Source organism: Pantoea sp. VS1, assembly GCF_002207995.1.
Classification (GTDB): Bacteria; Pseudomonadota; Gammaproteobacteria; order Enterobacterales; family Enterobacteriaceae; genus Pantoea; species Pantoea dispersa.
Genome location: NZ_NHZE01000013.1, coordinates 31,570 through 56,088, shown reverse-complemented (window position 1 = coordinate 56,088; position 24,519 = coordinate 31,570). Strand labels below are relative to the sequence as shown.

Genomic DNA, 24,519 nt, shown 5'->3' with positions numbered 1-24,519 from the left:
ACAGACGGAATCGAAGTGATGCCTCAACTGCCCGCCCAACAGCGTCTGCACGCAATGATTGACACGCTGCGCCAGCAGATTGCGCAGCAGCCGGACGGTAGCTGCCGTCAGCCGCGCTTTGACGCGCAGCTGTTTCGCTGCAAAGGCACGCGGCTGGCTGACTATCTGCAAGAGCTGCAGCACAATGCGGCGCAGCTCGCGGCGTCCGACAGTGATGCGTCGCGCCGCCAGTGGCTGGCGCAGAAGGTGCTGGACCAGATTGCCGCGCTGCAGCGCGAGTGCAGTAGCCAGCAACTGCGCGTGGTGCGTGAACGGCCGTGTCGCGATCCGCTGCAGCCGAAGCGTGATGAGTACCGCGGCTACGAAACGCGATTGCTGGCCATGCTGCAGCAGCGCGAACAGCACCTGGCACAAGCTGAAACGCTGAGCGTGCAGCAGCAGCTGATGCGCGAGGTGGAGATTCTGCAGGAGCGGCTGGCGCGCTGCCGCGCCGCGCTGCATAAACTGGAGATCGCGGCGCAGCCGTAAGCCGTTCGCTTTCCTCTATACTGGAAACAGCGCTGACGGGAGGAGAAGCATGACCCTTATCATCTGGATTATTATTGGCCTGGCTGCCGGCTGGCTGAAGCGGAGGGTGTTTCCCGGCCGTCCCGGCGGACTGGTGCCGACGCTGGTGCTGGCGGTGATCGGCGCGCTGATTGGCGGCTACATCGCCACGTATTTCACCACGGGCGACCTCGGTACGCTGCATCCGACGGGCTTTGCCGTGGCGCTGGCCGGTGCCCTGCTGATGCTGCTGGTCGCCGCTAAACTACGTATTTAGGAGACACTATGACGCTGGATACCGCGCCGGACGACATCAAGCTGGCTGTCGATTTAATTCAGCTGCTGGAGGAAAACCAGGTACCCACGGCCACGGTGCTGGCTGCGCTGGCGATTGTCCAGCGCGATTACGAGCAGAAGCTGGCGGCCGAACGCACCGCTTAGCGCGTTCCGGCGAGCGTCGGGCTCAGGCGCAACATATCTATAAAGGCCTCGACCACCTGCGGCGCCTCACTCACCAGATCAAAACTTTGCGGATTGAATAACCAGCTCTCCATCATGCCGCTGATGTAGCCGCGCATCAGCAGCGCCGCCTGGCGGGTGTTGAGGCTGGCCGGAAGCTGCCCGGCCTCGATACAGCTGCGCAGCACCTCTTCGATGCGGTCATAACACGCCTGCAGCAGCCCCTGCTGCATCGCCATTAACGTCGACATTTCGCCAACGAACTCACATTTATGGAAGATAATCTCCATTAATGCGCGTCTTTGTGGATCCTTTGCTGTGGCTTCAAGGATATAGATCAGCATCGAACGCATTACAGAAAGTGGATCGCCAGGGTATTTTGTCTGATACTCAAGTTCCACATCGTCGAGCCCGGCGTCGCAGCGCAGCCAGATCTCCTGTAACAGATCGGCTTTATTTTTAAAATGCCAGTAGATAGCGCCGCGCGTGACGCCAGCGGCCGCGGCGATATCCGCCAGTGAGGTGGCGGCCACACCGTGTTCAGAAAAGTGAGCTAAAGCGGCATCCAGAATTTGATGTCGCGTTTCAAGTGCTTGCGCTTTGGTTTTTCGTGCCATAGAGGACTGTTTTTACAAACTGGCAAGTTTACATACATTTGTGAATGTATGTACCATAGCACGACCCGTGTTTTAACGCAGCAATGGGTTTAACGGTTTGTGATCCATTGATCATTTGATATCGGACACTAGAGGTTTATTTATGAATAAAAACAGAGGATTAGCGCCTCTGGCGGCCGCCGTGATGCTTACAGGCAGCTTTTTGTTAACAGGATGTGATGATAATAAATCCCAGCAAGCCGCCCAGCAGCAGCCCCCGGAAGTGGGTGTTGTCACGTTAAAAAACGAGCCCCTGAAAATCACCACCGAACTGCCAGGCCGTACTTCGGCGTTCCGCGTGGCTGAAGTGCGTCCGCAGGTGTCAGGTATCATTCTCAAGCGTAATTTTGTTGAAGGCAGTGATGTTAAAGCCGGCGATTCGCTGTACCAGATCGATCCCGCCACCTATCAGGCCGCGTACGACAGCGCAAAAGGCGATTTAGCCCAGGCGCAGGCCAACGCGCGCGTTGCCCAGCTGACGGTGAATCGTTACAAGCCACTGCTGGGTACCAAATATATCAGCCAGCAGGACTACGATAACGCCGCGGCCACCGCCGCGCAGACCGCCGCAGCCGTACAGGCGGCGCAGGCCTATGTGGAAACCGCCCGCATTAACCTGGCGTACACCAAAGTGACCTCGCCAATCAGCGGCCGCATTGGTAAATCCTCGGTGACGGAAGGTGCGCTGGTGTCGAACGGCCAGACCACCGCGCTGGCGACCGTGCAGCAACTCGATCCGATGTACGTCGATGTGACCCAATCCAGCGATGATTTCCTGCGCCTGCGCGGCGAGCTGGAGTCTGGTCAGCTGAAACAGAACGACGGCAAAGCTAACGTTACCCTGCTGATGCAGAACGGTAGCGCATACAGCCAGCCGGGCACACTGGAATTCTCTGATGTTACCGTGGATGAAACCACCGGCTCGATTACCCTGCGCGCGATTTTCCCGAATCCGGATCATCGTTTGCTGCCGGGCATGTTCGTGCGTGCACGTCTGGATGAGGGCACTAACCCAACGGCGCTGCTGGTACCACAGACCGGCGTAACCCGCACGCCAACCGGTGAAGCCACCGCGATGGTAGTGGGCGCGGATAATAAAGTTGAAGTGCGTAAGATTACCGCGAACCAGGCGTTTGGCGACAAATGGCTGGTGACCGATGGCCTGAAAGAGGGCGATCGCGTGATTACCGTCGGTATTCAGCGTGCTAAACCGGGTGCTCAGGTGACGCCGCAGGAAGTCAAAGATGATGCCAAAGCCGCACCGGAATCTCAGTCTGCTAAATCATCGTCATAAACAGGAGCCGTTGATACATGGCTAAGTTCTTTATCGATCGCCCCATTTTTGCCTGGGTGCTTGCCATCATTATTATGCTGGCGGGTGCGCTATCGATTATCAAACTGCCGATCGAGCAATATCCCAACGTTGCGCCGCCGGCAGTTGAAATCCAGGCATCTTATCCGGGTGCAGATGCGAAAACGCTACAGGATTCGGTAACGCAGGTTATCGAACAGAATATGAACGGCATCGACGGGCTGATGTATATGTCCTCGAGCAGTGACTCTTCTGGTACGCTGACGCTGACGCTAACCTTCCAGTCTGGCACTGATGCCGACATTGCTCAGGTGCAGGTGCAGAACAAACTGCAGCTGGCAATGCCGCTGCTGCCGCAGGAAGTACAGCAGCAGGGGATTCAGGTGAAAAAATCCTCCAGCAGCTTCCTGATGGTCGCCGGTTTCGTCAGCGAAGATGGCAGCATGACGCAGAACGACATCTCAGACTACGTAGCGTCGAACATCAAAGATCCGATCAGCCGTACGCCTGGCGTCGGTGATACTCAGGTGTTTGGTGCGCAGTATGCGATGCGTATCTGGCTCGATCCGCACAAGCTTAACAACTACCAGCTGACGCCGGTGGATGTGATCAGCGCGCTGCAAACCCAGAACACCCAGGTGGCCGCTGGTCAGCTGGGCGGTACCCCACCGGTGCCAGGTCAGCAGCTTAACGCCTCGATCATTGCCCAGACGCGACTGACCTCGACCGAAGAGTTCGGCAACATCATGCTGAAGGTCAATCAGGACGGCTCACAGGTGCGCCTGCGCGATGTCGCGAAGATTGAACTCGGTGGTGAAAACTACGAGATCATTGCCCGCTATAACGGCAAACCAGCCTCCGGTATCGGTGTCAAACTGGCGACTGGCGCCAACGCACTGGATACCGCCGACGCGGTGAAAGCGGAACTGGCTAAGCTGGAACCGTTCTTCCCGGCCGGCATGAAAACCGTTTACCCGTACGACACCACGCCATTCGTTAAGATCTCCATTTTCGAAGTGGTGAAAACGCTGTTCGAAGCCATCGTGCTGGTGTTCCTGGTAATGTATCTGTTCCTGCAGAACTTCCGCGCGACGCTGATTCCTACCATCGCCGTGCCGGTGGTGCTGCTGGGCACCTTTGCCATCATCAGTGCCTTTGGCTACTCGATAAACACCCTGACGATGTTCGGCATGGTGCTCGCCATCGGCCTGTTAGTTGATGACGCCATCGTGGTGGTGGAAAACGTTGAGCGCGTCATGGCGGAAGAGGGATTACCGCCAAAAGAAGCCACCAAACGCTCGATGGAACAGATTCAGGGCGCGCTGGTTGGCATCGCGCTGGTGCTGTCAGCGGTATTTATCCCGATGGCGTTCTTCGGCGGCTCAACCGGGGTGATTTATCGTCAGTTCTCGATCACCATCGTTTCGGCGATGGCGCTGTCGGTGCTGGTGGCGTTGATTCTGACGCCAGCGCTGTGTGCCACCATGCTGAAGCCCATCAAAAAAGGCGAACACGGCAAAACCACCGGTTTCTTCGGCTGGTTTAACCGCCTGTTTGATAAGAGCACCAACCATTACGTCGACAGCGTCGGCCACATTGTGCGCAGCACCGGTCGCTATCTGCTGATTTATCTGCTGATTGTGGTCGGCATGGCTTACCTGTTCCTGAAACTGCCTACCTCGTTCCTGCCGGAAGAGGATCAGGGGCTGTTACTTGCGCAGGCGCAACTGCCTGCCGGTGCGACCCAGGAACGTACTCAGAAGGTGCTGGATCAGGTTACGGATTACTTCCTGACCAAAGAGAAAGACAGCGTGAATTCGGTGTTTACCGTTAACGGCTTTGGCTTCGCCGGTCGTGGACAGAACACCGGTATCGCCTTCGTCAGCCTGAAGCCATGGGATGAGCGTGGTGATGCCAGCCTGAAAGTGCCGGCGATTGCCGGACGTGCGATGCAGGCGCTGGGTCAGATCAAAGATGCCATGGTGTTCCCGTTCAACCTGCCGGCCATTATCGAACTGGGTAACGCCACCGGTTTCGACTTCCAGCTGATCGATCAGGGTAACCTCGGCCATGAGAAGCTGACCGCCGCGCGTAACCAGCTGTTTGGCATGATTGCCCAGCATCCGGATACGCTGGTGGGCGTGCGTCCGAACGGGCTGGAAGATACGCCGCAGTACAAACTGATTATCGATCAGGAAAAAGCGCAGGCGCTTGGTGTGTCGCTGTCTGACATCAACACCACGCTGGGTGCGGCCTGGGGCGGTTCTTACGTCAACGACTTCATCGACCGTGGTCGCGTGAAGAAAGTGTACGTGATGGGTCAGGCCGACTCGCGCATGCTGCCGGATGACATCAGCAAATGGTACGTGCGCAATAGCGCCGGGACCATGGTGCCGTTCTCTGCCTTCTCTTCGGCGAAGTGGCAGTATGGTTCACCGCGTCTGGAGCGTTACAACGGTCTGCCATCAATGGAGATCCTGGGTCAGGCAGCACCGGGCAAGAGCTCGGGTGATGCCATGAACCTGATGGAGAGCCTCGCCTCGAAGCTGCCTGCGGGTATCGGCTACGACTGGACCGGCATGTCCTATCAGGAACGCCTGTCCGGCAACCAGGCGCCTGCACTGTACGCCATTTCGCTGATTGTGGTGTTCCTGTGTCTGGCCGCGCTGTATGAGAGCTGGTCGATTCCGTTCGCGGTCATGCTGGTGGTGCCGCTGGGTGTGATTGGCGCCCTGCTCTTCACCACGCTGCGCGGTCTGAGTAACGACGTGTACTTTGTGGTGGGTCTGTTGACCACCATTGGTCTCTCGGCGAAGAACGCCATCCTGATCGTCGAATTCGCCAAGGATTTGATGGAGAAGGAAGGCAAAGGGCTGGTCGAGTCGACGCTGGAAGCCTCACGTATGCGTCTGCGTCCGATTCTGATGACGTCGCTGGCGTTCATCCTCGGCGTACTGCCGCTGGCGATCAGCAGCGGTGCCGGCTCCGGCGCACAGAACGCCGTCGGTACCGGCGTGATGGGCGGGATGGTGACGGCCACCGCGCTGGCGATCTTCTTCGTGCCGGTGTTCTTCGTAGTGGTGCGCCGCCGTTTCAGCAAGAACAAGTCTGAGCTGGAACAGGGCCATCCGGTGGATCACCCTCACTGATAGTTTCTCTCTGCTAAAAGGCCGCGCAAGCGGCCTTTTTTATTGCGCACTCCCCTGCCCGCTCGTCCCATGACAAAGCCGCACCGGACGCGTGGTTGCAATCCTGCGGCGTGAGGTTCATAATATTGTTATATTATAACATTACATGAGAGCGCTATTATGAAACCAAACATTCATCCGCACTACCGTCCTGTGGTGTTCCATGACACCACCGTCGACGAATACTTCAAAGTCGGCTCAACGATTCAGACCGATCGTACCATTCAGTTTGAGGGCGAAGAGCTGCCGTACGTCACGCTTGATGTGTCGTCGAAGTCGCACGTTTACTACACCGGTAAACAGAAAGAGTTTGCCAAAGAGGGCAGCGCCGCACGCTTCAACAAGCGTTTTGGCAGCTTCCTGACGCGCAGCAAATAACCGGAGTTCAGCCACATGCAAGTTGTCAGTTCATTGCGGTCTGCCAAGACCCGTCACAAAGATTGCAAAGTCGTGCGGCGTAAAGGTCGTATTTATGTGATTTGCAAAACCAACCCGCGCTTTAAGGCGGTGCAGGGAAGAAAGAAAAAACGTTAGGAAAGTGTCGTGATAATTGGCCGGGATGCTCCCCGGCCTTTTTTTTACTTCATGCTGTGCAGCAGAGTTTCCACGTTGTGCTTAAACGCCGCCTCATAGGTGGGCGCCGGTCCGCTGGCCGCTGACAGCGCTTCAGGATAGAGCTCGCCACCGGGTTGCGCACCGGTTTCACTGGCGATCTGTTTCACCAGACGCGGATCGGTCTGGTTCTCCATAAAGTAGGTCGTGATGTGCTCGGCCCGGAGCTGTTTGATGATAGCGGCGACATCGCTGGCGCTGGCTTCCGCTTCGGTTGAGAAGCCCACCGGCGCGAGGAATGTCACGCCGTAGCGCTGGCCGAAGTAGCCAAAGGCATCATGGCTGGTGAGCACCTTGCGTTTACTTTGCGCCACGCCGGCAAATTCACTTTTGGCCCAGCTATCCAGCTTCTGCAACTGCTGAATATAGCGTTCACCGCTGTGACGGATGTCGGCGGCATCGTCCGGATCGGCTTTGATCAGCGCGTTCATCACGTTGGTGGCGTAGATCACGCCGTTGTGCATGCTGTTCCACGCGTGTGGATCGGTGATGGTTTTGCCATCCTCCTCCATTTTGCGCGTATTGACGCCGTTCGAGGCGACCACCACCGTGCCCTTGTAGCCGGACGCGCTAATCAGCCGGTCCATCCAGCCTTCCATGCCCAGCCCGCTGACGAACACCACATCGGCCTGCGCCAGCGCCTGACTATCCTGCGGCGTGGGCTCAAAGGTGTGCGGATCGCCATCCGGCCCCACCAGCGATTTCACCTTAACGTGATCGCCGCCGACCTGTTTAACGATGTCTGCCAGCACGGTAAAACTGGCTACGGCATCAACGGTTTTTGCCAGCGTTAGCGGGCTAATCAGCATCGCGCCAATCGCCAGACTCAACGGTAACTTCTTCATACCTATCCCCTTGTCATCTTATTATCGACGGCGCAGCAGGCCGCCACATGGTCCTGTCAACACAGACAGCAAAAACAGTACGGCCGCACTCAGTACCACCGCCGGTCCGGCAGGCAGGGCATAGTGCCAGGAGAGCAGCAGGCCGATAAAGGCGGCGATCAGCGCCAGCAGCATGGCAATCGCCAGCATGCGCGTAAGGTGACGGCTCCAGAAGCGCGCGCTGGTGGCGGGCAGCATCATCAGCCCAACGGACATCAGCGTGCCGAGCACCTGAAAACCCGCCACCAGATTCAGCACCACCAGCGTGAGGAAAATACCGTGCACCAGCGGTGCGCTCCATTTTCCCTGCGCACGCAGAAAATCAGGATCAAAGGCATCAATGACCAGCGGCCGGAAGATCACGGCCAGCATCAGCAGGGTGAACGCGGCGATGCTGCCAACCAGCACAATCGCGCCGTTATCCACCGCCAGCAGCGAGCCGAACAACACGTGCAGCAGATCGACACTGGAACCGCGCAGTGATACCAGCGTGACGCCGAGCGCCAGCGAACCCAGATAGAAGCCGGAAAAGCTGGCATCCTCCTTCAGGTGGGTGTAACGGCTGACCGCACCGGACAGCAGCGCCACCGCCAGCCCGGCAATCAGGCCGCCAATGCCCATCGCCACCAGCGACAGGCCGGACACCAGATAGCCGATGGCGGCGCCCGGCAGTACCGCATGGGACAGCGCATCGCCCACCAGGCTCATACGGCGCAGCGAGAGAAAGACGCCGAGCGGCGTCGCACTGATCGCCAGCGCCATGCAGGCCACCAGCGCCCGGCGCATAAAACCAAACTCAATAAACGGCTGGAGTAACGTCATGACGCCACCCGACACAGCCGCGGTTGCTGCGCACTGTCACGCTCATCCAGCGACAGCACGTCACGAAAATGGCGCGCCACCAGCAGCTTGTCGTGCAGCACCACCAGCAGCGTGGTGCCCGCCCGCTGCTGCTGTTCGAGAATCGACATCAGTAAGGTTATCGTCGGCGTATCAATGCCGTTGAAGGGTTCGTCCAGCAGCCAGAGCTGACTGCGCTGAAGCATCAGGCGCGCAAACAGTACGCGCTGCAACTGCCCGCCGGATAGCATCGCGGGCTGCGCAGTGGCGAAGTCGCGCATCTGCACCGCCTCCAGCGCCGCATCAATCTCCTGCCTCAGCGCACGCGTGATGCCACCGAACCAGCCGCAGCGCGGCCAGCAGCCCATTGCCACCAGCTCATAGACGGTGAGCGGGAAGCGGGTGTCCAGCTCGCTGCGCTGCGGCAACCAGCCCAGCGCTTTTCGCGGCAGCTGCAGTTCACAGCGTCCCGCCACTGGCGGCAGCAGTCCGGCGATAGTTTTGAGCAAGGTTGATTTGCCCGTACCGTTGGCCCCGACCAGTGCCGTCATGCTGCCGGCCGCCAGTTCGCCATTCACCACCGGCGTCACAGCCCTGCCCTGATAGCCGCCCTGCAGACGATGAAAACGCATCATTGGTGCAGGCCCCAGACGATGGCTAAAGCCAGCAGGCTACTCAGCAGTAGCGCTACCAGCAGGCGCCCGCCGAGCGAGAGAAGTAATCCACTGTGATTCATGATAGGCAACCAAAATGTTATAACATAACAATATACTACCTGATGGCATCATCGCGACGCGCGGACGAAAGTGTTTCAAAAGTTGATCAGCGGCGATACGCCTGGGCGATTTGTGCCATCAAGCCAACGCCCATCGCAGCAATCGCCCTTTCTGTTTACCAATGGCTTGCAATGTCCGGGCTGAAAGCCAATGATAGAACTCTCCTTGCTTTTTACGGGATGCAGAATGCAGTCTATTATTCATAGTGATATTGATGTGAATGAGGATGATTGCGGTAAGTTACGCCAGATTATCCAGGGGAATATTCTCAAAATAGCCCAGGACCTTGCCGGCGATTTACAGTGGTATTCTCAAAACGCGCAATTAGTTCCGGACAGTTTTACCATTATTTCCATTCAGCCCATCGGCCACAAACGATTTAAAATGCTTTACGATTTCACGTGGGATTTATTTAATCCCTGCCTTGATTTAAATGAAACCTTTACCCAACGTGAAGAAGTTATGTTCCAGACAACGCCCGGTGCGCTGGTGTTTGAGGTGATAGACAATACCCGCCCGTCACCGTGCGACGAATTGTAATATTTAGTAATTGGGTGAGCAAAACTAATGATTGTGGATTATATTTAAAAGGTCGCTGAATTCTTTTTATTCGTGATCGCTCCCTGGTAGCTTTTCCAAATCTCGCCGCGTCGCGGTAACTGTGCTCGCTATGGAGGGGAAAAAGATGGACGAATACTCACCGAAACGGCATGATATTGCCCAGCTTAAATTTCTGTGTGAGAACCTGTTTGACGAAAGTATGGCGACGCTAACCGACAGCCATCACGGCTGGGTTAATGATCCCACTTCGCCAGGCAATTTACAGCTCAACGATTTGATTGAGCATATCGCCTCTTTCACGATGAATTACAAAATTAAGCATGTTGAAGATGAAGCGCTGATTACGCAAATCGATGAATATCTTGATGATACCTTTATGCTGTTTAGCAGCTATGGAATCAATACGCAGGATCTTCAACGGTGGCAACGTTCAGCAAAACGCTTATTTAATCTGTTTGCCGAAGAGTGCGCTTATCTCCAGCAACCCAGCCATTCCTTTTAGCATCAGAGTGAGACCGGTTTATTTATGAGCAACCCAGCCTTAACCAAAACAGACTATTTGATGCGACTGCGTCGTTGTCGCTCAATTGACACCCTTGAACGGGTGATTGAAAAGAACAAGTATGAATTACCCGATGATGAGTTAGCGGTATTCTACTCCGCAGCCGATCACCGTCTGGCCGAGCTGACCATGAACAAGCTCTATGACAAAGTGCCCGGATCTGTCTGGAAATACGTCCGCTAAGTTTTCTCCCCGCAGGTCGCTTCGTTACTCACCTATTTCCACGGATGACAGGCAGGCAAAGGAGTGCCGATACGGTGCTGTGCCGCATTGCGCGCAGGGATTTTACATGGGCAGAAATGGTGGAGGCCCTGCCAGCTACATCCCGGCACACGCGTCGCCTGCTGCGGCTGCTTCCTTCCGGACCTGACCGAGTTCACAAGTTAGCGTTGCGGGAGAACCAACAGGGCCCCCATTGACGAGCTCTCATGTTGAGAGCGCTGGCATTATCGGGGAAGCCCCTGGCAATTGCAAGCGCAGGCCGGGCAACCGTTGGTTTCTTGAACAGGCCGGCGGCAAAACCCTGCAGATAGCCGCAATCGCATGCTAAAGTGGCGCTTTTCCCGCAGACGAGGTGCGCCAGTGAGTGAACAGAGCAATTTTTCCGAGCGCGTCTGGCAAATTGTTGCCGCTATTCCTGCCGGTAAAGTGACGACCTACGGCGATGTCGCGCTGCTGGCCGGTTCACCGCGTGCCGCACGTCAGGTGGGCGGCGTGCTGCGGCGCTTGCCGCCAGGCAGCAAACTGCCGTGGTTCCGCGTGATAAATCGTCATGGTCGTATTTCGCTGCAGGGCGATGATCTTTTTCGTCAGCGCGATGCGCTGGAAGCCGAAGGTATTGAAGTGAGTGATGCAGGAGAAATCGAACTGGCGAAGTATCGCTGGGAGTATTAATGCAAGCGGTGCAAAATGTGGCCCCCGAGCCCGCAGCCGTTACGTAAAGCCGTTGTCTCGTCCCTGATCGCTCGGCACACGCCATCCCTGGCGTGTGACGCTTTACTTCACGGCAGCGGGCCCGGGAGCCTGTCTGCTGCGATGGGTGTGTTACAGACTGGTTGGTGCCGGCACGGAGGCTGACGGCGTAACCTGGGTTGGCGACGTCGAAGGCACGGTGGTAGCAGCGCCCGGCTGGGTTGGCATCGCCATATTGGTCACCGGTACCAGCAGCAGTTCCGCTTTCGTTCCACCCTGATTAATCACCGGTTTCACCGTATCGGTGATAAACGCCAGCTTGCCGTCGATGGTGATCGCTGCGCTCAGCAAAATGCGCGCGTTCGGCTGGATATCAGCCGGGTTAAAGGGCAGCACAAACTGGAACGGCGCCTGTTTGCCCTCGGTGCGAACCACACGCTGTGACAGCACTTTGGACGGCGCGTCCGCCAGTGACGCATCGGCCAGCGTCACGGTCAGCACCGCATCCGGCGGCAGCGCAATACGCTGGCGAATATAGACGGAACCGCTTACGTTTGGCTGGGCAATCGCCGACGGCTGCCCGGCCACGCTGGCGCCTAAAGTTGGCGTCGGCACGGGTTTACTGTGATCGGCACAGCCTGTGATTGCCACCGCCAGTGTCATACCGCTAATTACATGCCAGAGTTTCATCGATGTCGTCTCCTTATGAACACTATGATTGTCGGCGGTAAATTTATTGGCTGGGTTTTCCACCGCCGATTGCTGTTAATTCTGGCACAAAAATCCGCTTTGCGCCTGAAGCCCCGCCATCCTGCTGAAAACCGGGTAAAAGCGTTGCGCAAACTGGTCGGATCTTTCACACTGACGCCATTGGCATCACTGAGGAATCCGTTATGAGCCAGGCACTGCACAACCTGCTTAATTTATTGAATCTGGAAAAACTGGAAGAGGGTCTGTTTCGCGGCCAGAGTGAAGATCTCGGCCTGCGCCAGGTGTTTGGCGGCCAGGTGGTGGGACAGGCGCTGTATGCGGCAAAACAAACCGTGCCGGAAGCCCGTATTATCCACTCGTTCCACAGCTACTTTCTGCGCCCGGGCGACAGCCAGAAAGCCATTATTTACGATGTGGAAACCCTGCGCGACGGCAAAAGCTTCAGCGCCCGCCGCGTCAGCGCCGTACAGAACGGTCAGCCGATCTTCTACATGACCGCCTCCTTTCAGGCACCGGAAGATGGCTTCGAACATCAGAACAGCATGCCGCAGGTGCCCGGACCCGATAACCTGCCCTCCGAGCAGGATCTCGCCCACCGGCTGGCTGCGCACCTGCCGCTCAAGCTGAAAGAAAAATTCCTCGCCGAGCGCCCGCTGGATATCCGTCCGGTGCAGATCCATAATCCGCTGAAAGGCCACGTTGATGAGCCGCTGCGCCAGGTCTGGGTGCGTGCCAATGGCCAGCTGCCGGACGATCGCCGCATTCATCAATATCTGCTGGGCTACGCTTCCGATCTCAACTTTCTGCCGGTCGCGCTGCAGCCGCATGGCAAAGGCTTCCTTGAGCCGGATATGCAGGTGGCGACGATTGACCACTCCATGTGGTTCCACCGTCCATTCGATCTCTCGGAGTGGCTCCTGTACAGCGTGGTAAGCACCTCAGCGTCCGGCGCGCGCGGCTTCGTGCGCGGTGAGTTCTTCAGCCAGGACGGCACGCTGGTGGCGACGACGGTGCAGGAAGGGGTGATGCGTCAGCGCGAAGCATAAAAAAAGGGGCGATTATCTCGCCCCTTTCTCATCATTATAGTTATAGCGCACTGCTCTTCTGCCAGCCGGCACTTACTGGTTGTAAGCGTTCTCGCCGTGGCTGTTCACATCCAGACCTTCACGTTCCTGTTCTTCCGGTACGCGCAGGCCAACAATCATATCTGCCAGCTTGAAGCCGATGAATGCGACCACGCCAGACCAGACGATGGTCAGGCCACAGCTGAACAGCTGAACCCAAACCTGATGGCCCATGGTCACGCCTTCTGCGTAGCCCACGCCGCCCAGTGACGAGGAGGCAAACACGCCGGTCAGGACACAACCGAGGATGCCACACACGCCGTGCACACCGAACACGTCGCACGGGTCATCCACGCGCAGCCATTTCTTCAGCGTGGTCACACCCCAGATACCTGCCAGGCCACCGGCCAGACCGATAATCAGTGCGCCGCCGACGCCGACATAACCACAGGCTGGCGTGATGGCAACCAGACCGGCGATGAAGCCAGAAGACGCACCCAGCAGTGAAGGCTTACCGCGCAGCGCCCACTCACCAAACACCCACGACAGCACGGCACCCGCAGTGGCCACCACGGTATTCAGGAAGGCCAGCGCCGCGATTTCGTTCGCGGAAGACGCAGAGCCGGCGTTGAAGCCGAACCAGCCAACGTACAGAATCGCGGTACCGGTAAACACCATCGGCAGGTTATGCGGTTTGAACGCTTCTTTACCGAAGCCAGCACGCTTGCCTACCAGGTAAGCACCAACCAGACCCGCAACGGCGGCGTTGATGTGCACCACGGTACCGCCAGCGAAGTCCAGCGCGCCATCCTGTGCCAGGAAGCCGCCAGCCCACACCATATGTGCGATAGGCAGATAGGCCAGCGTCAGCCACACCAGTACGAAAATCAGTACCGCGGAGAAGCGAATACGCTCAGCCAGCGAACCAACAATCAGCCCCACGGTGATACAGGCAAAGGAAGCCTGGAACGCCACGTGAATGTACTGATAGAAGCTGCCCATCACCGCTTTCAGCTCGATATTTTTCAGCATCGCCCACTGGAAGTTACCGAAGAAGGCGTTGCCTTCACTGAACGCCAGCGAGTAGCCGTAGACGATCCACAGTACGCACACTAACGCGAACGTCACCGCGACCTGCGTCAGCATCGACAGCACGTTTTTGCCGCGAATCAGGCCGCCGTAAAACAGGGCAATGCCGGGAATTGTCATGAACAGTACCAGCGCGGTACAAATCATCATAAACGCGTTATCGGCTTTATCCGCTACGGCAGGCGCAGCTGCCATCGCAAGAGACGGTAACAGCGCCAGGCTGGTGAGGCCCAACTTAGTCATTACTTTATTCATTTCTTTCCATCCCATCACAATTCAGAGCCCCAGTTACAGTGCTGCTTCGTCGGTCTCGCCGGTACGAATACGAATCACGCGCTGCAGTTCCGCGACGAAAATTTTGCCGTCGCCAATTTTGCCGGTGTACGCGGCTTTGCTGATCACATCCACCACTTCATCCAGCTGATCGTCCGCAATCGCAATATCGATTTTTACTTTTGGCAGGAAGTTAACGCTGTACTCGGCACCGCGGTACAGTTCTGCATGGCCTTTCTGACGACCGAAGCCTTTCACTTCGGTCACGGTCAGGCCCTGAATGCCAATGGAGGATAAGGCTTCACGCACGTCCTCCAGCTTAAATGGTTTGATTACCACGGTAACCAGCTTCATACGTTCCCCTCCGGATATAAAAATAGGTGAGTCTTCGCGGACACGCAGAGAGTTAAGCAAAGGCTGTGCCACAAATGGCAAAAGTGGGCGCTAAGGCTGCCGGGCGCAGAGTATCGCGCTCCGGTATGGCGTAACGGGCAAGGTTTTCATTCGGAAAAACAGAAAGGTGGGACTTTACTGCACTCCTTTGGTGCTTGCGGCCTCAAAGGAGTGCATCAATACAGAACATTCCGATAAATCTGCGCAAAAAAGGTGCAAATCACCCCTCTGCGGTTGCGGGTATGCCCGCCGCGAGTTCATCGCCAGCCTGCTGCAGCTGGTACATCTGCCAGTAACGGCCCTGCTGCGCCAGCAGTTCGGTGTGCGTACCGCGTTCGACTACCTGACCACGGTGCAGCACCAGAATCTGATCCGCTTCGGTGATGGTGGAAAGACGGTGAGCAATCACCACCAGCGTGCTGTGCTGGCGCAACGTACGCAGCGCCTGCTGAATCGCCTGCTCGGTGCCTGAGTCGATATTGGCAGTGGCCTCATCGAGGATCAGAATCTGCGGAAGCGACACTAGCACGCGCGCCAGCGCCAGCAGCTGCTTCTGCCCGACCGACAGCGTGTTCCCCTGCTCACCGAGCCGGGTATGAATACCGTCGCGCATCGCGCGGGCCAGCGGTGCCAGCTGCACCTTCTCCAGCGCGCGCCACACATCCTCTTCGCTGATATCGCGTCCCAGGCGCACGTTGGCCAATAGCGTATCGGCCAGTACCACCGGATCCTGCTGCACCATCGCCACGCTGCCGCGCAGCGCATTGTGCGTCAGCTGGCGCAGCGGGCGGCCATCCAGCTCAATGCTGCCGCGCGTCACCGGATAGTAGCCCATCAGCAGATTGGCTAAAGTGCTTTTGCCACTGCCGGTATGACCGACCAGTGCCACGAAGCCGCGCGCCGGCACCTCGAGATCGATATGGCTGAGCACGTCGCGGTTGTCGCGGTAGGCAAAGCTGACATCGCGCAGGGTGATACGCCCGGAAGCCAGCGGCTGAACGTCACTGCCGTAGCCCTGCTGCGCCGCATCCATCAGTTCAAAAATACGTTCGCCCGACACCACCGCCTGCTGCAGCATTGACTGCTGCGTGGTGAGCTCAATCAGTGGCTCGTTAAGGCGACCAAGATAAGTGATAAAGGCGTAGAGCACGCCAACCTCAAACACACCCGGCGTGGCAAAGCTGAACAGCATCAGCAGACCGCACAAAATCAGTGCAGAAAACAGGCTGAGCAGCGGACGCAGCAGGAAGCCGTCCAGCCGCAGCGTCTCCATCCGCGCCAGATAGTGTGAACGGCTGGCTTCGCCCATGCGCTCGCCAAAGCGCGCCTGCTGGCGAAACTGCTGGATCACACTCATGCCGTTAATCACTTCGTTGAAGCCATTATTGATCTCGGCCAGATAGCTACGTACGCGGCGCGCAATCGGCGTGCTGTAGCGCTGATAGATCAGCATCACCGTTAACACCAGCGGGAAAATCACCAGCGCCACCAGCGCCATACGCCAGTCGAGTGCAAACATCGCCACCAGCATCGCGCCAATCAGCGCAGCGCTGCGCAGCACAGTGGCCACCACCGTGACGTAAAGATCTTTGATCACTTCGGTGTCGTTGGTGACGCGCGAAATAATCTGCCCCACCGGCTGAGTGTCGAAAGCACTGAGCGGCTGGCGCAGCGCCGCATTCATCACGTCGACGCGCAGTTGCTGCACAACGCCAATCGCCGCGCGGTTAAACAGCAGCGCCTGGAAATAGTGCAGGCCCGCTGCCAGCAGCTGCAGCAGCACAAAGCCCACCAGCAGCCCGGCCACGATGCCCCACGGCATCTGGTGTTTTGCCACCAGGTTATCGATAAAATAACTCACCAGCACCGGACCGGTGACTTCGGCAGCGGCAGCGATCCACAGCATGCCGACGGCCAGCCACAGCGATTTGCGCCACGGTTTACCGTAGGCCAGCAGGCGTTTCAGCGTTGGCCATAAGCGTTGCGATTTAGCCATGGTCGGCTCCCTGTTCTGCCTCGTCCTCATCCAGTGCGGCTTCCAGCTGCTGATAGCGATACATATCGCGATACCAGCCCGGCTGCGCCGCCAGCGTATCGTGATCGCCGCGCTGTGCCACTGCGCCCTGCTGCAATACCAGAATCTCGCTGGCTTCGGTCAGCGCCGACAGTCGATGCGCGCTAATGATCAGCGTGCGCCCTTTGCCCCACAGGCGCAGGTTATGCAGGATTTCATGTTCGGTACGGCCATCAACCGCCGACAGCGCATCGTCGAGGATCAGAATCTCCGCGTTGAGCAACAGCGCACGCGCAATGGCGATGCGCTGTTTCTGCCCGCCAGAGAGCATGACGCCGCGCTCACCCACTTCGGTCGCGTACCCCTGCGGCAAACGCAGTATGTCATCGTGCACGCAGGCCATCTGCGCCACGCGCTCAATCTCTTCCTGTGTTGCCTCCGGGCGGCCCAGCGCCAGGTTATTCGCAACGGTATCGGAAAACAGGAACGGTGTCTGACTGACCACCGCCAGCCGGCTGCGCCAGCTGTCCAGCCGCAGTTGCGGCAGCGGAATGGCGTGATAGCAAATCTCGCCCTGATCGATATCAAAATGGCGCTGAATCAGGCTCAGCAGCGTGCTTTTGCCGCAGCCGTTAGGCCCGCACAGCCCAAGCATCTGCCCCGGTTGTAGCTGGAAATGCACGTCGCTCAGCACCGGCGCGCTGCTCGCCGGATAGTGGAAGGCGCGGATCGCCACCTGCAGCACGCCCGCTTCCGCCGGCAGTGGCTGCTGACCATCCTCAACCGCAGGCGCTTCCGCCAGCAGCGCACCAATACGGCTCCACGCCGCGCTGCCGCGCTCGACGATGTTAATCATCCACGCCAGCGCCAGCATCGGCCAAATCATCAGCCCTAAGTACATGACGAAGCTGGTGAGCTGCCCGAGCGTCAGTGAACCGTGCCACACCATCCAGCCGCCACCGCCAATCGCCAGCAAATTCGAAAAGCCCACGGCGATATAAATGATGGGATCGAAGCGCGCATCGACGCGCGCCACGTGCAGATTTTTGCGGCCGGTGTCGCTGGCGATATCGGCAAACTGGCTCGACTGATGATCTTCCAGGCCAAAGGCTTTGATCATGCGGATGCTGGTCAGACTCTCCTGCGTTTGATCGTTCAGGCTGGAGAACGCCGCCTGCGCCACTTTGAAGCGCTGATGCAGGCGCGCGCCGTCTTTCTGGATCACCAGCGCCATAATCGGCATGGGAATCAGCGCCAGCAGCGTCAGCTCCCAGCTGATCTGCACGCTCATTACCGCCAGCACGACCAGCCCCATCACCAGCGAATCCACCAGCGTCAGCACCCCTTCACCCGCGGCAAACACCACGCGATCGACATCGTTGGTCGCGCGCGCAATCAGATCGCCGGTACGGTGGCGCAGGTAAAACGCCGGATGCTGGCGGCTAAGCTGGCGGTAAAAATCTTCGCGCAGCTCCACTGCCAGCTGGTAAGAGGCGCCGAACAGCAGCACGCGCCAGACGTAGCGCAGCAAATAGACAATCACTGCGGTCACCAGCATCACGCCGATCCACAGAAAAATTTCGCCGCGCGTCAGGCTGTGCTGGGTCACGCCGTCGACAATCACGCCGACCAGATGCGGAGGCAGCAGCTGCAGCAGCGCAATGATAATCAGCAAGCTGATGGCGCCCAGATAGCGCCGCCACTCGCGCAAAAAATACCAACTTAACTGGCTGAATAATCGCACAAAACAATCTCTTGTGATGCCCGTTCAGGGCGCTACCGGCAAGGCGGTGGTGTATTTAATCTCTTCCATAGCGAAGCTGGAGGTGACGTCAATCAGTCCCGGCACGCCGTTAACCAGACGCTTGTAAAACGCGTCGTAGCTCTTCATATCGGCCACCTGAATGCGCAGCAGGTAGTCGTACTCGCCCGCCATGCGGTAAAAGGCCATCACTTCCGGCATCTGCTGTACCACCGCGACAAACTGCTGAAACCAGTCGCTGCTGTGCTGCTGGGTTTTGATCAGCATAAAGGCGGTGAGCGACAGGCCGAGCTTTTCACCATCCAGCAACGCGACGCGCGCCCGAATAATGCCATCATCTTCCAGCTTTTTCAGGCGTTTCCAGCACGGTGTGGTGGTGAGATTCACCGCATCGGCCAGCGCCTGCAGCGACAGCGTGCAGTCTTTTTGCAGCAGCGCCAGCAGTGTGCGGTCAGTTTTATCTAGCATTCGCCACCTCAGGAGAAAAATTTTCTCTTATTTGCCAATTATAACCAAATTTTAGCAACCTCTTTTTCCTGCCAGTGCCTTACACTGAGCGCAATCTCGCTGCCGGAATCGCACCATGCAAACGCCCTGGGTTCGCCACGCTATCAATGAAATTAACGCCGACTTTCAGCGCTCCGCTGATACGCACCTGATCCGTTTTACGCTGGACGATTTCCCCGGCATTCGCTTTTATCTTAAGGATGAAAGCACCCATCCAAGCGGCAGCCTGAAACATCGCCTGGCGCGTTCGCTGTTTCTCTATGGTCTGGCCAATGGCTGGATTGGAGAAAATACGCCGATCATCGAAGCCTCCTCCGGCAGCACCGCGGTGTCGGAAGCCTATTTTGCCCGCCTCCTTGGCCTGCCGTTTATCGCCGTGATGCCAGCCAGTACCGCACGGCGCAAAATCGAGCTGATCCGCTTTTACGGCGGGGAGTGCCACTTCGTGGCCGATCCGTGCCAGCTGTACAGCGAATCCGAGCGCCTGGCGCGTGAACTCAACGGCCATTTTATGGACCAGTTTACCTACGCCGAACGCGCTACCGACTGGCGCGGCAACAACAATATCGCCGAAAGCATTTTCCGCCAGATGGCGCATGAACCTTTCCCGGTGCCACACACCCTGATCATGAGCGCCGGCACCGGCGGCACCTCGGCTACGCTGGGGCGCTACATCCGCTATCAGGGCCACGACACGCGCCTGCTGGTGGTCGATCCGCAACACTCGGTGTTTTTCGATTACTGGCACAGCCGCGATCGTACGCTGCGCAGCGAGCGCGGCAGCCTGATTGAGGGGATTGGTCGCCCGCGCGTTGAGCCGTCGTTTTTACCGGATGTGATTGACGAAATGATGAAAGTGCCCGACGGCGCCACCGTGGCGGCCATGTTAAGGCTGGAGCAGATTCTCGGCCGGCGTCCGGGTGCCTCTACCGGCACCAATTTCTGGGGCATGCTGCAGGTGGCAAAACGGCTGCGTGCGCAGGGGCAGTCCGCCGCGCTGGTCACGCTGCTGTGTGACAGCGGCGAGCGCTATCCGGATACCTATTACAATCCGCAGTGGGTCGCTGAGCAGATCGGCGATATTCAGGCGTGGCAGCGCGAGCTGCAATAAAAAACCGGACATCCTGTCCGGTTCACTGTAAGCCTCAGCATTCGGGGGAATAATCGAGGTGTGGTGTGGTCATCCAGTGATTTAAGTAGTGAGACACCGCCTGTGTCTCGCAATGGCCAATAATCGGTAAATGGGGCAGCGAGGTTTTCAGCTGATGCATGGCGTTGCCCATGATAAAACCGCGCCCGACGCGCTCCAGCATTTCGCGGTCGTTCATCGCATCGCCAAATGCCATGCAATCCGCCAGCGACAGCGACAGATGCTGGCACAGCCGCGCCAGCGCGGCGCCTTTGTGGCAATCCACCGGCAAAACTTCCAGACACTCCCTGGCGGAGAAGCACAGGCTGGCGCGATCGCCGAGCGCCTGTTGCAGTTCAATCTTCAGCGCCAGCAGCATCTCATACGGCGCGATAAAGCAGATCTTGGTGACTTCATGTGCCGGCATGCGGCGTAAATCACGCAGCTGATAGTGAAATCCGCTCATCGCGTGCGCTTCCAGCAATCCCGGAAGCGGTTTATCGGTAAACCAGCCTTCGTCATTAAAGATGTGGATCGACGCGGGGGTTTGCCAGTGACTGTGCAACACCTCTTCCGCCACCGACGGCGCTAAATCACAGCCGTACAGCTGCCTGCCCTCGACATCGTGAATGCGCGTGCCGTTACCGGTGATCAGCCAGGCGGGCAAGGTGATCTGCTGACGTACTGCCTGCATATCCAGCAGGTGACGCCCCGTGGCAAACGCCAGTGTAACGCCACGCTGGTGTAGGGCGTTGAGGCTCTGCAGCGTCTCCGCACCTAAACGGTGGGTAGGCAGCAGCAGTGTACCGTCCATATCAAATGCCGCGAGGCGGGCCATAGCAACTCTCCGGTCTGAATGAGGGGTTTACTATCGCCTGGTAATTACGGAACTAATAGTGAATACTTTCAAAAAACTGTTCCGGGTTTAATCATGCGACAGCTTCATCGGGTTAATCAGTTTCAGCGCCTGTGGCAGCTTAGCCAGGGCGAAGCGCAGCGCATCAGCGTTGCGGCCATGGCGCAGCACTGCTATTGCAGCGAGCGCCACGTGCGTACCCTGCTGCGGCAGTGGCAGCAGGCGGGCTGGCTGCAGTGGCACGGTGCGGCGGGACGCGGTAAACAGGGCGAACTGCGCTTTCTGCTCTCTCCCGAACAGCTGCGTCAGCAATTGCTCAGCCAGCAGCTGGCAGCCGGTGAAGCGGTACAGGCACTGCAGGTACTGGATGTCGCGCCTGAACGGCTGGTGAAAATGCTGCGCCCACTGATGGGCGGCCAGTGGCAGAATCAGGCGCCGGTGCTGCGCATTCCCTATTATCGCGCGATGGAGGCGCTGGATCCGCTGCAGCTCACCGGACGCGCCGAGCAGCATCTGGTACGCCAGATTTTTTCCGGCCTGACGCGCTTTAACGCGGATGATGTCGAGGGCGATCTGGCACATCACTGGCAGCACGATGCGCAGGGCCGCGAATGGTATTTCTGGCTGCGGCCACTGCTCAGCTGGCACAACGACGAACCGGTGCAGGCGGCACAGCTGGTTCAGCAGCTGCAACGTATCATGCAGACGCCGCAGGGCGGCCGTCTGCTGGCGGCGGTGGAACACATCGATGCGCCACATCCGCTGGCGCTGCGTATCCGGCTACGCACCAGCGATTACTGGCTGCCGCAGCGGCTGGCGCATCAGTTTTGCCTGCTGCCGCATCCGGAGCATGCCGATACCGGCAGCGGACCGTGGCGCCTGACGCACTTTACCCGCGAGCTGGTGCGGCTGGAGAGCCATGCGCGCTGGCACCATCAGCGTCCGCTGATTCAGGTGGTGGAATACTGGATTACGCCGCAGCTGTTCGATCGCGGGCTGGGCACCAGCTGTCGCCATCCGGTGCAGATCGCCATTGGCGATCCCGACGAGCTGGACACGCTGCGGCCGGTGGATCGCAGCATCAGTCTCGGTTTCTGTTATCTGGCGCCGCGTTTCTCGGCTCGCTTCAGCCAGGCGCAGGCCAAAACGCTGCTCGCGCTGATTCAGCACAGCGGCGTTATTCAGCAGCTGCCGCTGGATGAAGGCTTAATTACGCCAATCGCAGAGCTGCTGCCCGGCTGGCCGCTGCCCGCCCCGCACCGCCCGGATGGCCCACTGCCCGCAACGCTAACGCTGCATTATCACCTGCCCATCGAACTGCACGTCATGGCGCAGGCGCTGGTGCCGCTGCTGGCGGCACAGGGCTGTACCCTCACCTGCGTATTTCACGACGTCAAAAGCTGGCGCGACGACATCGATCTGAGTGACGCCGACATCATCATGGGCGACCGTCTGATTGGTGATGCGCCGCAGTTTACCCTGGTGAACTGGCTGGAAAATGATGCGGCCTGGCAACCGCTGCGTCCGGCGGTGCTGCAGGCACCGCTGCACGCTATCGCCCGTCAGGCCAGTCCGGCACTGCGCAGCGCCGCGATTCATCAGCTGTTTCAGCAGCTAATGCGCGACGGCCATCTGCTGCCGCTGTTTAACTATCGCTACCAGGTGTTTGCTCCGCCAGGCGTCGAAGGTATTCAGCTTAACAGCATGGGCTGGTTCGATTTCACCCGCGCCTGGATCCCGCCGCCTGCCGCAGGCGGTGCTGTTCAGCCCGCGCCGGAGCCAGTACCATAGGCGCACTGATTTATGGGGAAGAAAACATGAAACGAGCCGTTGTCGTATTCAGTGGCGGACAAGACTCCACCACCTGTCTGATTCAGGCGCTGCAGCAGTATGATGAAGTGCACTGCGTGACCTTTGATTATGGTCAGCGCCATCGCGAAGAGATCAGCGTCGCCGCAGGGCTGGCGCACCAGCTGGGCGCGCGGGCGCACAAAGTGCTGGACGTAACGCTGCTCAATGAACTGGCGGTCAGCAGCCTGACGCGCGATAACATCCCGGTGCCAGCCTACAATCCACAGGCCAGCGGCCTGCCCAGCACCTTCGTGCCGGGGCGTAACATCCTGTTTCTGACGCTGGCCTCAATTTATGCCTATCAGGTGGAAGCCGAAGCGGTGATCACCGGCGTGTGTGAAACCGATTTTTCCGGCTACCCGGATTGCCGTGACGAGTTTGTCAAAGCGCTGAACAACGCTGTCAGCCTGGGCATGGCGCGCGACGTGCGTTTTGAAACGCCGCTGATGTGGCTGAATAAAGCAGAAACCTGGGCGCTGGCGGACTACTGGCAGCAGCTGCCGCTGGTCCGCTCTGAGACGCTAACCTGCTACAACGGCGTCAAAGGCGACGGCTGTGGTGAGTGTGCGGCCTGCCACCTGCGCGCACGCGGCCTGGCCGATTACCAGGCCAATGCGGCCAGCGTGATGGCGGCGATGAAACAGAAAAGCGGCCTGCGCTGATTGCGGCCGCGCTGCGGGCTGGCGTGCTTTCTGGGCATGCCAGCTCAGGAAGTCGCGGTCATCAATGCCGCCAGGCGTTCACGTAACTCCCCTTCCAGCAGCACGGTTTTTTGCGTGCGCAAATCGATGCAGACGAAAGTCAGCGCCGCATCCGCCACCAGCGTGTTGTCTCCTGCCAGCACCACCCGCTGTAAAATAATGCCGCTTTTGCCGTTGAGCTGCGAGACCTCGCTCTCAATGTGCAGCACGTCGCCCAGCACCGCCGGACGACGATAGTTAATGTTGATATTCACCACCACAAATGCCAGCTGCTGCTCCAGCAGCCAGTGAAAGGCATCGGCATCTTCCAGCCACTGCCAGCGCGCCTCTTCCAGAAATTCCAGGTAGCGCGCATTGTTCACATGCTGATAGACGTCAAGATGATAGCCGCGCACTTTGATGGTGGTTTGCATGATAGCTCCTGTTCAGGCTGTGAATGACAACTGGTTGGACCTGTTGAGCATAGCACAGCCTGATGGGCCGCTTTAGCAATCCTTCAGAGTCGCGAGCCGCTTCACAATTTCAGCCGCGCGCTGTTCCGCTCCACCAGCGCACTGCCAATACCCGGCACTTCTTTCAGCTGCTCGATGGCGCTGAAGGGCCCGTACTGCTCACGATAGCTGACAATCGCCTGCGCTTTTTTCAGTCCAATACCGTTCATGGCGGCGGCCAGCTGCTCGGCCGTGGCCTGATTGATGCTGACCTGTTCCGGCTGCGGCGTGGACACCTGCGTCGCCTGCGTTTCACTGGGGCTTTCCGCCGCCGCCAGTCCGCTGGTCCAGAGCGCGCCGCCCAGCGCCAGCGTGATGCAAAAGGCACGAAATGTTGATTTAACCATGCTGTGTTTCTCCTTGTGTTTGA

Annotated in this window: 29 protein-coding genes and 1 other RNA gene; 16 read left to right on the top strand and 14 right to left on the bottom strand. The window is 58.4% G+C overall.

The genetic code is table 11. The annotated features are described in order from the left end of the window. Nucleotides 1-18: 18 nt before the first annotated feature. Genes priC through rsmS form a run of 3 tightly spaced genes read left to right on the top strand, consistent with a single transcriptional unit; the run spans nucleotide 19 to nucleotide 987 of the window. On the top strand, nucleotides 19-528 hold the full coding sequence (gene priC, locus CBW22_RS06190) for a primosomal replication protein PriC (protein ID WP_176428093.1): 510 nt from the start codon (nucleotides 19-21) through the stop codon (nucleotides 526-528). Between the two features lie 49 nt (nucleotides 529-577). Then, entirely contained in the window at nucleotides 578-823 is a 246-nt protein-coding gene (locus CBW22_RS06185) for a GlsB/YeaQ/YmgE family stress response membrane protein (protein WP_010616865.1), read from the top strand. A gap of 8 nt (nucleotides 824-831) precedes the next feature. After that, a complete protein-coding gene (rsmS, locus tag CBW22_RS06180) occupies nucleotides 832-987 on the top strand; it encodes a pleiotropic regulatory protein RsmS (RefSeq protein ID WP_021507212.1) in 156 nt (51 codons plus the stop codon). On the opposite strand, the gene acrR is transcribed toward rsmS, so the two are convergent. Beyond that, nucleotides 984-1,622, bottom strand: a complete 639-nt coding sequence (gene acrR, locus CBW22_RS06175; RefSeq protein WP_031279658.1) for a multidrug efflux transporter transcriptional repressor AcrR — start codon at nucleotides 1,620-1,622, stop codon at nucleotides 984-986. The two genes, rsmS and acrR, sit on opposite strands and share 4 nt — an antisense overlap. 142 nt (nucleotides 1,623-1,764) lie before the next feature. Here acrR and CBW22_RS06170 point away from each other — a divergent pair, with 142 nt between their 5' ends. The 4 genes from CBW22_RS06170 to ykgO all read left to right on the top strand — a co-directional run bounded on the left by CBW22_RS06170 (nucleotide 1,765) and on the right by ykgO (nucleotide 6,695). Beyond that, entirely contained in the window at nucleotides 1,765-2,955 is a 1,191-nt protein-coding gene (locus CBW22_RS06170; protein ID WP_088516250.1) for an efflux RND transporter periplasmic adaptor subunit, read from the top strand. Between the two features lie 17 nt (nucleotides 2,956-2,972). Then, on the top strand, nucleotides 2,973-6,122 hold the full coding sequence (locus CBW22_RS06165) for a multidrug efflux RND transporter permease subunit AcrB (protein WP_021507209.1): 3,150 nt from the start codon (nucleotides 2,973-2,975) through the stop codon (nucleotides 6,120-6,122). Between the two features lie 159 nt (nucleotides 6,123-6,281). Continuing rightward, the gene (locus tag CBW22_RS06160; RefSeq protein ID WP_021507208.1) at nucleotides 6,282-6,539 is read left to right on the top strand and encodes a type B 50S ribosomal protein L31; all 258 of its coding nucleotides are present in this window, start codon (nucleotides 6,282-6,284) and stop codon (nucleotides 6,537-6,539) included. 15 nt (nucleotides 6,540-6,554) lie between these two features. After that, nucleotides 6,555-6,695 (top strand): type B 50S ribosomal protein L36, encoded by a 141-nt coding sequence (gene ykgO, locus CBW22_RS06155; RefSeq protein ID WP_010616859.1) that lies wholly within the window; start codon nucleotides 6,555-6,557, stop codon nucleotides 6,693-6,695. A gap of 44 nt (nucleotides 6,696-6,739) precedes the next feature. Here ykgO and CBW22_RS06150 read toward each other — a convergent pair whose 3' ends face one another. The 3 genes from CBW22_RS06150 to CBW22_RS06140 are packed head-to-tail and all read right to left on the bottom strand — an operon-like array spanning nucleotide 6,740 to nucleotide 9,132. Continuing rightward, nucleotides 6,740-7,618 (bottom strand): metal ABC transporter substrate-binding protein, encoded by an 879-nt coding sequence (locus CBW22_RS06150; RefSeq protein WP_058769397.1) that lies wholly within the window; start codon nucleotides 7,616-7,618, stop codon nucleotides 6,740-6,742. A 21-nt stretch (nucleotides 7,619-7,639) separates the two neighbouring features. After that, nucleotides 7,640-8,479 (bottom strand): metal ABC transporter permease, encoded by an 840-nt coding sequence (locus tag CBW22_RS06145; protein WP_021507206.1) that lies wholly within the window; start codon nucleotides 8,477-8,479, stop codon nucleotides 7,640-7,642. After that, the gene (locus tag CBW22_RS06140) at nucleotides 8,476-9,132 is read right to left on the bottom strand and encodes a metal ABC transporter ATP-binding protein (RefSeq protein ID WP_021507205.1); all 657 of its coding nucleotides are present in this window, start codon (nucleotides 9,130-9,132) and stop codon (nucleotides 8,476-8,478) included. The genes CBW22_RS06145 and CBW22_RS06140 overlap by 4 nt, the downstream gene beginning before the upstream one ends. Nucleotides 9,133-9,459: 327 nt before the next feature. On the opposite strand from CBW22_RS06140, the gene CBW22_RS06135 reads away from it, so the two are divergent. From CBW22_RS06135 to CBW22_RS06125, 3 genes are all read left to right on the top strand, one after another. Further along, nucleotides 9,460-9,813, top strand: a complete 354-nt coding sequence (locus CBW22_RS06135; RefSeq protein WP_088516249.1) for a hypothetical protein — start codon at nucleotides 9,460-9,462, stop codon at nucleotides 9,811-9,813. Nucleotides 9,814-9,958: 145 nt separating this feature from the next. After that, on the top strand, nucleotides 9,959-10,336 hold the full coding sequence (tomB, locus tag CBW22_RS06130) for an Hha toxicity modulator TomB (protein WP_021313568.1): 378 nt from the start codon (nucleotides 9,959-9,961) through the stop codon (nucleotides 10,334-10,336). A 24-nt stretch (nucleotides 10,337-10,360) separates the two neighbouring features. Then, entirely contained in the window at nucleotides 10,361-10,579 is a 219-nt protein-coding gene (locus CBW22_RS06125) for an HHA domain-containing protein (RefSeq protein WP_021507203.1), read from the top strand. A 126-nt stretch (nucleotides 10,580-10,705) separates the two neighbouring features. Here CBW22_RS06125 and ffs read toward each other — a convergent pair. Then, nucleotides 10,706-10,802, bottom strand: an RNA gene (gene ffs, locus CBW22_RS06120) — signal recognition particle sRNA small type. A 176-nt stretch (nucleotides 10,803-10,978) separates the two neighbouring features. Between ffs and CBW22_RS06115 the strand changes: the two genes are divergently transcribed. Then, complete coding sequence (locus CBW22_RS06115) at nucleotides 10,979-11,290, top strand: MGMT family protein (RefSeq protein WP_021507202.1); 312 nt, start codon at nucleotides 10,979-10,981, stop codon at nucleotides 11,288-11,290. Between the two features lie 150 nt (nucleotides 11,291-11,440). Here CBW22_RS06115 and CBW22_RS06110 read toward each other — a convergent pair whose 3' ends face one another. Then, on the bottom strand, nucleotides 11,441-11,998 hold the full coding sequence (locus CBW22_RS06110) for a YbaY family lipoprotein (protein WP_021507201.1): 558 nt from the start codon (nucleotides 11,996-11,998) through the stop codon (nucleotides 11,441-11,443). Between the two features lie 15 nt (nucleotides 11,999-12,013). On the opposite strand from CBW22_RS06110, the gene CBW22_RS25960 reads away from it, so the two are divergent. Both CBW22_RS25960 and tesB read left to right on the top strand, forming a co-directional pair. Further along, entirely contained in the window at nucleotides 12,014-12,205 is a 192-nt protein-coding gene (locus tag CBW22_RS25960) for a hypothetical protein (RefSeq protein WP_125309056.1), read from the top strand. Beyond that, nucleotides 12,202-13,065, top strand: coding sequence for an acyl-CoA thioesterase II (gene tesB / locus CBW22_RS06105; protein WP_088516247.1), 864 nt, complete (start codon nucleotides 12,202-12,204; stop codon nucleotides 13,063-13,065). The genes CBW22_RS25960 and tesB overlap by 4 nt, the downstream gene beginning before the upstream one ends. Before the next feature lie 72 nt (nucleotides 13,066-13,137). Here the strand turns inward: tesB and amtB are convergent, their stop codons facing one another. The 5 genes from amtB to CBW22_RS06080 form a co-directional block, all read right to left on the bottom strand. After that, on the bottom strand, nucleotides 13,138-14,427 hold the full coding sequence (amtB, locus tag CBW22_RS06100) for an ammonium transporter AmtB (RefSeq protein WP_058757951.1): 1,290 nt from the start codon (nucleotides 14,425-14,427) through the stop codon (nucleotides 13,138-13,140). A 33-nt stretch (nucleotides 14,428-14,460) separates the two neighbouring features. Next, entirely contained in the window at nucleotides 14,461-14,799 is a 339-nt protein-coding gene (gene glnK, locus CBW22_RS06095; protein WP_007886947.1) for a P-II family nitrogen regulator, read from the bottom strand. Nucleotides 14,800-15,058: 259 nt separating this feature from the next. Then, nucleotides 15,059-16,834: a SmdB family multidrug efflux ABC transporter permease/ATP-binding protein gene (locus CBW22_RS06090; RefSeq protein WP_088516246.1), complete on the bottom strand. Its 1,776-nt coding sequence runs from the start codon at nucleotides 16,832-16,834 to the stop codon at nucleotides 15,059-15,061. Then, the gene (locus CBW22_RS06085; RefSeq protein WP_088516245.1) at nucleotides 16,827-18,596 is read right to left on the bottom strand and encodes a SmdA family multidrug ABC transporter permease/ATP-binding protein; all 1,770 of its coding nucleotides are present in this window, start codon (nucleotides 18,594-18,596) and stop codon (nucleotides 16,827-16,829) included. Before CBW22_RS06085 ends, CBW22_RS06090 begins: the two co-directional genes overlap by 8 nt. 24 nt (nucleotides 18,597-18,620) lie before the next feature. Further along, nucleotides 18,621-19,082 (bottom strand): Lrp/AsnC family transcriptional regulator, encoded by a 462-nt coding sequence (locus tag CBW22_RS06080; protein WP_021507196.1) that lies wholly within the window; start codon nucleotides 19,080-19,082, stop codon nucleotides 18,621-18,623. 115 nt (nucleotides 19,083-19,197) lie between these two features. On the opposite strand from CBW22_RS06080, the gene CBW22_RS06075 reads away from it, so the two are divergent. After that, on the top strand, nucleotides 19,198-20,232 hold the full coding sequence (locus CBW22_RS06075; protein ID WP_021507195.1) for a PLP-dependent cysteine synthase family protein: 1,035 nt from the start codon (nucleotides 19,198-19,200) through the stop codon (nucleotides 20,230-20,232). 34 nt (nucleotides 20,233-20,266) lie between these two features. On the opposite strand, the gene cof is transcribed toward CBW22_RS06075, so the two are convergent. Next, nucleotides 20,267-21,088 carry an HMP-PP phosphatase gene (cof, locus tag CBW22_RS06070; RefSeq protein WP_058757954.1) on the bottom strand — a complete coding sequence of 274 codons (822 nt, stop codon included), beginning with the start codon at nucleotides 21,086-21,088 and terminating at the stop codon, nucleotides 20,267-20,269. A gap of 93 nt (nucleotides 21,089-21,181) precedes the next feature. Between cof and CBW22_RS06065 the strand changes: the two genes are divergently transcribed. Next, nucleotides 21,182-22,897 carry an SgrR family transcriptional regulator gene (locus CBW22_RS06065; RefSeq protein WP_088516244.1) on the top strand — a complete coding sequence of 572 codons (1,716 nt, stop codon included), beginning with the start codon at nucleotides 21,182-21,184 and terminating at the stop codon, nucleotides 22,895-22,897. Between the two features lie 26 nt (nucleotides 22,898-22,923). Beyond that, on the top strand, nucleotides 22,924-23,619 hold the full coding sequence (queC, locus tag CBW22_RS06060; protein WP_088516243.1) for a 7-cyano-7-deazaguanine synthase QueC: 696 nt from the start codon (nucleotides 22,924-22,926) through the stop codon (nucleotides 23,617-23,619). Nucleotides 23,620-23,663: 44 nt separating this feature from the next. Here the strand turns inward: queC and CBW22_RS06055 are convergent, their stop codons facing one another. Both CBW22_RS06055 and CBW22_RS06050 read right to left on the bottom strand, forming a co-directional pair. Then, entirely contained in the window at nucleotides 23,664-24,071 is a 408-nt protein-coding gene (locus CBW22_RS06055; RefSeq protein WP_088516242.1) for an acyl-CoA thioesterase, read from the bottom strand. A gap of 101 nt (nucleotides 24,072-24,172) precedes the next feature. After that, the gene (locus tag CBW22_RS06050; RefSeq protein ID WP_021507189.1) at nucleotides 24,173-24,496 is read right to left on the bottom strand and encodes a ComEA family DNA-binding protein; all 324 of its coding nucleotides are present in this window, start codon (nucleotides 24,494-24,496) and stop codon (nucleotides 24,173-24,175) included. Nucleotides 24,497-24,519 lie beyond the last annotated feature (23 nt).